The 5467-nt window shown below is 70.5% G+C and carries 6 protein-coding genes and 1 pseudogene; 5 read left to right on the forward strand and 2 right to left on the reverse strand.

All coding sequences use genetic code 11. The features are described from left to right. Both AB0M47_RS41905 and AB0M47_RS41910 read left to right on the forward strand, forming a co-directional pair. Positions 1–668 (forward strand): annotated as a pseudogene (locus AB0M47_RS41905) (sugar isomerase); the annotation flags it as partial. Further along, on the forward strand, positions 665–1510 hold the full coding sequence (locus tag AB0M47_RS41910; RefSeq protein WP_363424403.1) for a BadF/BadG/BcrA/BcrD ATPase family protein: 846 nt from the start codon (positions 665–667) through the stop codon (positions 1508–1510). The pseudogene AB0M47_RS41905 and the gene AB0M47_RS41910, both read left to right, overlap by 4 nt. A gap of 120 nt (positions 1511–1630) precedes the next feature. Here AB0M47_RS41910 and AB0M47_RS41915 read toward each other — a convergent pair whose 3' ends face one another. Both AB0M47_RS41915 and AB0M47_RS41920 read right to left on the reverse strand, forming a co-directional pair. Beyond that, positions 1631–2257 (reverse strand): hypothetical protein, encoded by a 627-nt coding sequence (locus AB0M47_RS41915; RefSeq protein ID WP_363424406.1) that lies wholly within the window; start codon positions 2255–2257, stop codon positions 1631–1633. Positions 2258–2335: 78 nt separating this feature from the next. Further along, positions 2336–3649, reverse strand: a complete 1314-nt coding sequence (locus AB0M47_RS41920; RefSeq protein ID WP_363424408.1) for a peptidase C39 family protein — start codon at positions 3647–3649, stop codon at positions 2336–2338. Between the two features lie 148 nt (positions 3650–3797). On the opposite strand from AB0M47_RS41920, the gene AB0M47_RS41925 reads away from it, so the two are divergent. The 3 genes from AB0M47_RS41925 to AB0M47_RS41935 form a co-directional block, all read left to right on the forward strand. Continuing rightward, the gene (locus tag AB0M47_RS41925; RefSeq protein ID WP_363424410.1) at positions 3798–4862 is read left to right on the forward strand and encodes a serine hydrolase domain-containing protein; all 1065 of its coding nucleotides are present in this window, start codon (positions 3798–3800) and stop codon (positions 4860–4862) included. Between the two features lie 16 nt (positions 4863–4878). Continuing rightward, positions 4879–5091 (forward strand): helix-turn-helix transcriptional regulator, encoded by a 213-nt coding sequence (locus AB0M47_RS41930; RefSeq protein WP_363424412.1) that lies wholly within the window; start codon positions 4879–4881, stop codon positions 5089–5091. Next, positions 5075–5467 (forward strand): hypothetical protein (locus AB0M47_RS41935; protein ID WP_363424415.1); only part of this gene is annotated, 393 nt, incomplete at its 3' end. The genes AB0M47_RS41930 and AB0M47_RS41935, both read left to right, overlap by 17 nt.

A 5467-nucleotide genomic window follows, 5' to 3' on the forward strand; every position in this document is an offset into this window, starting at 1 on the left:
TCGTCAACGTCGGCGACTCACCGTTGGCCGTGCTCGCCGAGCATCTGGTCGGCCTAGGCGACGAGCCCGACTCGTACGCCTCCACCGTCGGCTTCACCGGCACGATCGTCGCGCTCGACCTCCTCGCGGCGGCCGTCGCCGGGGACCCGGCCGCCGCCAAGAAGTGGGACGGGATCGGCGAACTCGTCCGCTCCGTTGGGCGTATCCCTGAAGTGGCCTCGTTCGTGGCCGCGGACGTCGTGGGCTCCGGCGCTTCGCGGGCCTCCGCCGAGGAGGCCGCGCTGCTGTTGCGTGAGGTGCCCCGCGTGCCCGCCGCCGCCTCCGCGACGCGCAACTACCTGCACGGCGAGATGGAGTCGGCGGGGGACACGCTGCACTTGATCTTCGGCGCGGACCGTGAAGTGGAGCTGGCCCGGACGCTCGCGGGCGCGGGCCATCAGACGCTGCTCGTCACGACCGCCGCCGTGGACAGCGACGGCAAGCTGTCGGTCGTGCGGTTGCCCGAGGTGGACCCCGCCGTACGCGTCGTGCTGGAGACGGTGGTGGCACAAGAACTTGTGGCGGTGCTGGCCGAGCAGCGCGGCGTCGTGCCCGAGCAGTTCGTCTTCGCCAACCACGACACCAAGCTGGGCGGCGTCGACCGGTCCGACTTCGAGGGAGCGTCATGATCGTCGGCGTGGACGTGGGCGGCACCAAGACGCACATCCGCTCGTCGTCCGGTGTGGACGTCGTCCTGCCGTCCACCGGATGGTCCGCACTGGACGGTGCGCCGTGGTTGCTCGAACGGCTTCCCGCCGGCGTGACCGCGCTGGCTGTCGGTGCGCACGGCGCCGAGGACCGCGCCCAGTGCGCCGCCTTGCGGGACGCGCTCGCGGCCGCGCTGGACGTGCCGGTGACCGTCGTCAACGACGGGGAGCTGCTGCTCCCCGCGGCCGGACTGCAGGCGGGGGTCGCCGTCGTGGTCGGCACGGGTTCGATCGCGCTGCACGACGACGGTTCCGGCGGAGTGCACCGCGCGGGCGGCTGGGGCTGGATCCTCGGCGACGACGGCAGCGCGTCCGCCCTGGTCCGCGACGCCGCACGGGCCGTGCTCACCGCCGACGACCAAGGTCAGCCGCCCTCGCAGCTGGCCGACGCGCTGACGCAGTCCTTCGGCGTCGCCACCATCCTGGACCTGGCGTACGCGCTCGGCTCGGACACCGAGACCTGGGGCCGGCACTGCCCGGCCGTCATGGCCGCCTTCGCCGACGGCTGCCCGCTCGCCGAGTCGGTGGTGGCCGGTGGGGCGTCGTCGCTCGGAACCCTCGTCGCGACCTTCTCCGCTCGGGGGCTGCCGTTCGACGACGTCCTGTTCGGCGGTGGGCTGGTCACTGCGGTACCGGCGTACTGGGCGCTCATCCAGGACGCCGTCACGGCCGCCGTCCCTGGAGTCCGGCTGCACCTGCTGACCTCGCCGCCCGTCGCGGGCGCTCTCGCCCTCGCCCACTCCCTCGCTCGCTCCGCTCGCTAACCCCCTCGCCCGCCCCCGCTCGCCCGCCCCGTCCTTTCCGCGTTGATCATGGAGTTAACTGTGGTGTCGACGGCGTGTCGAGGGGGCAAACTCCATGATCAACGCGCGCGCGTAGCGGCGTCAGCGGTCGAACCAGACGACGAGCCGGCAGTTCTCGCGTCCGTGCAGCCGGGCGAGGATCGCCATCACCTCCCACACGGGCTGCCATCCGCCGTTCTCGGAAACGGCGTCGCGCCGGGTCAGTCGCTCGGCCCGGTACTGGACGTCGCCCCGAGTCCAGACGCTGCCGTCCGGCCAGATGGCGGGGTCCGTGCCGGGCGGCGGCGCCGGTACGCCCAGCACCTCGTACGCCTCCCGCGACCAGGACGCCTTCGAGTGGAAGGTCCAGCGCCCGTCGGCGTCGCGTAGGTAGCGGTGCAGCCGGGCGTCGGCGTGCTCGGCGGGTTCGGTCCAGTCGATCTGCTCGACTTCGGCCCAGCTCATCCACGTCGGATGTGCGCCGTCGTACTGGGCGCGAGTGTGGGCGGACGCGTCCGCGGGCAGACCCCGCTCCGCGGCTATCGGCCGGAAGCCGGCGTAGTTCATGACTCCGAAGAGGCAGCCGAAGGCGTCGTAGTCCGGGCCCACGTAGAGGTTGTCCAGGCTGACCCCGAACTCCCAGTCGATCTCCTCCGGCCGGTCGGGCCAGGTGCACCAGGGCCGGATCTCGATGACGCCGTAGATGTCGATCCCCACGCCGAGCAGCATCTCACCAAGATCGCGCCAAGGCACCGTCAGGGGAACGGGCCGGCCCGCTCGAGAACGCGGACCGGCCCGTCCAGGGTGTCACCAGTTCGACGAGCCCGGAACCTGAGGCAGGGGCTTCCACCACGGCGTGATCAGGTAGGCGATGCCACCCGATCCGCTGCCGACGGTGCCGTTGGCGCGTACGCGCTTGGTGCGCTGCCAGACCGTTTCCAGCTGGTCGCGCTTGTAGACGTTGCGCACCACGTCGTCCGAGGACGACGCCGGGTCGTTGACGACGACGTCACCGGTGGCGGTGAAGCCGACGATCACGAACAGGTGGCCGGAGGTGGAGTAGTTGGAGCCGTCCAGCTCGCTGGCGAGGAAGGACAGCGACACCACCACCGGGATGCCGTGCTTGATGAAGGTCTCGACCTCGTCAAGCGAGTGCATGCGGGTCACGATCGCGTCGAGGCCCACGAACGAGGCCGCGTACGCGGTGTTGAAGGGCCAGTTGCCCGCCCCTTCGTACTGCGAGTCGTAGGTGCCCCGGGCGGCCGCGTCGACCTGTGGGTCGGCGTACGCCGGGTTCACCCAGGAGGTGTCGGGGGTGTAGCCGTAGTAGCTCACCACCATCTGGGTGGACGTCGGCGAGCACCAGGCTTCGCCGCCGCCGTCGTACTCGGGGTACTCGCCACTGTGGATGTTCTGCGAGTACGTCGGCACCGCCAGCTCCTTGCCCCAGGCGATGTGCCCGGTGCTGAGCGGGACGGTGAACCGGTCCGGCACGTTGCTCGCCATCGCGCCCAGCTCCCAGACCCGCGGGCGCTGCACCTGACCCGGCTTCTTGTAGAGGGTCAGCCGCAGCTGGTAGTCGCTGAGCAGGACGCCCCGGGAGGCGTCGTCGATGGAGAAGGTGTCGGTCCAGATCGTCGAGTAGGGGTCGCCCTGGTCGTCGACGCTGGTCCGGCGGATGTCACCGTCGCCGGAGGCCCAGATGCCCATGGTGTACCAGGGCGTCTGCTCTCCGTTCGTGTACGTGCCGTGCAGTTCGACCTTGATGAACGTGCCGGCCGGGGTGACGGCGTTCCACGAGGCGACCGCCTCGGTCGCGCCGAACCCGATGTCGTGCACCGGCGACGTCCAGGTCGAGTACTCGTAGGCGGCGGTGACGCCGGTGTGCGGGTCGGTGTAGTCGGTCGTGCCGGCCGCAACGCCCATGGTGACACCGGTTCGCAGGCCTGGGATCGCGAACGCGCCTTGCGACGTGCCCTGGGCCCAGTCCCGGTACGAGCTGATGCGGTGGTACTCGATCTGCTCGTCGTGCTGCACCGGCTTGCCCGCCACCGCCGGGGTGGCGGTCAGGCCGATGCTTAATACGCCCGCCGCGGCGAGCGTGAGGATGCGCCGTGCCATTGCTCTCCTCCCACGCAGATCCCACGGGGGATCGGTCGATTCACTATCGACGTCGCAAAGGAATTTCGCTAGGGGTGAGACGGATGAAAATCCATAACCGATGTAAAGCGTGCTTGACACCGCTTCGGGTGTCAAGCACGCTTTACACATGCACGGTCTACTCTCGATGGTGCTGACCGCGATGGTCGCGGTCCACCCTGCGGCTCACCCCGCGAACGACCTCGCCCAAGCCCTCCAACCGGTCCGCGACGCCGGTGCGCCCGCCGCGATGGTCCTGCTCCGCGAGCATCAACTGGTACGCACAGCGGCCGTCGGCGTGGCGGACACGGCCACCGGCCGGCCCGCGAACTCCGGGGATCACCTGCGCGCCGGAAGCGTCACGAAGTCCTTCGTCGCCACCGTCGTCCTGCAGCTGGTCGCGGAGCGGCGGCTGTCCCTCGACGACCGGCTCGGCGCGCTGCTGCCGGGCGTACTGCCGTATGCGGACACGATCACCGTCCGGCAGCTGCTCAACCATCACAGCGGCGTACCCGAGTATCTGGGGATCGTCGTCCAGAAGTACGCCGAGGACCCGGCCGCGTGGCTGCGTCACTGGTCGCCGGCCGAGTTGGTGGCGCTGGTCGCCGATCAGCCGGCACAGTTCCCGGCCGGGACCGACGGCCGTTACTCGAACACCGGATACGTCCTGCTCGGAATGATCGTCGAGCGGGTGACCGGCCGAACGCTGGCCGCCGAGATCGGCCGGCGCATCGCCGGGCCGCTCGGGTTGCGGGACACGATGCTGGCCGGTGACGAGCTGACGCCGCCGAGCCCGGTGATGCACGGGTACGCCCCGATGCCGGGCGCCGATCCAGTCGACGTCACCGAATGGAATCCGTCGGCGGCGTGGGCCGCCGGTGCTCTGGTCAGCACGCTGGCCGACCTCGCCCGGTTCTATCGCGCGTTGCTCGGCGGCGCGTTGCTCCCCCGGCCGCTGCTGCGGCAGATGCTCGCCACGACCGACGTCGACGGGATCGCGTACGGGTTGGGCGTCTTCCGGATCTCGACACCGTGCGGCCCGGCGTTCGGCCACAACGGCGCGGTGTACGGCTACATGACCGACGTGTTCACCAGCGCCGACGGCACTCGGCAGGTCGTGCTGGCCGAGAACTATTACGACCTGGGTGCCTGGCAGGCGCAGGAATCGCTGATCGGCACGCTGCTGTGCCGCTGACCTTCGAGGGATACCGGTGGAACTGGAGCTGACCGGCAACGACGTCCGGGCGCTGCGTACGCGGCGCGGGCTGTCCCAAGCCGACCTGGCGGCGGCGATGGGGGTGTCCCGGCAGACCGTCAACTCGATCGAGACCGGCCGGTACACCCCGTCGTTGCCGCTGGCGATCGCGCTGGCCCGCTTCTTCGAGACGACTGTGGAGGAGATGTTCCATGTCAAGGAGCAGTAAGAGCGCCGCGATGTACTGGACTACGCCGGCGATCTGTGTGGCGGCCGGGCTGGCGTACCTGGTGTCGGCGTGGATCGGCGGTCGGCCCGGGCTCGGCGTCGTCCTGCTGTCGGTGATGCTGGTCTTCGCCGGGATCGTGGTGCTGGCCGCGCGGCGGTCCGAGACCGTCCGGCATCTGCTGGATCGGCGCGACGAGCGGATCAGCGCCATCGACCTCAAGGCCAGTGCCGCCGCCGGTGGCGTACTCGCCGTCGCCGTGGTGGCGGGCGCGGTCGTCGAACTTGGTCGGGGCAACTCTGGCGAGCCGTTCACCTGGCTCGCCGCGATCGGCGGAGTCGCGTACGCGGCCGCGGTAGACGTCGGCCGCGTACGCGGT

Source organism: Hamadaea sp. NPDC051192, from assembly GCF_040682475.1.
GTDB classification, from domain to species: Bacteria; Actinomycetota; Actinomycetes; order Mycobacteriales; family Micromonosporaceae; genus Hamadaea; species Hamadaea flava.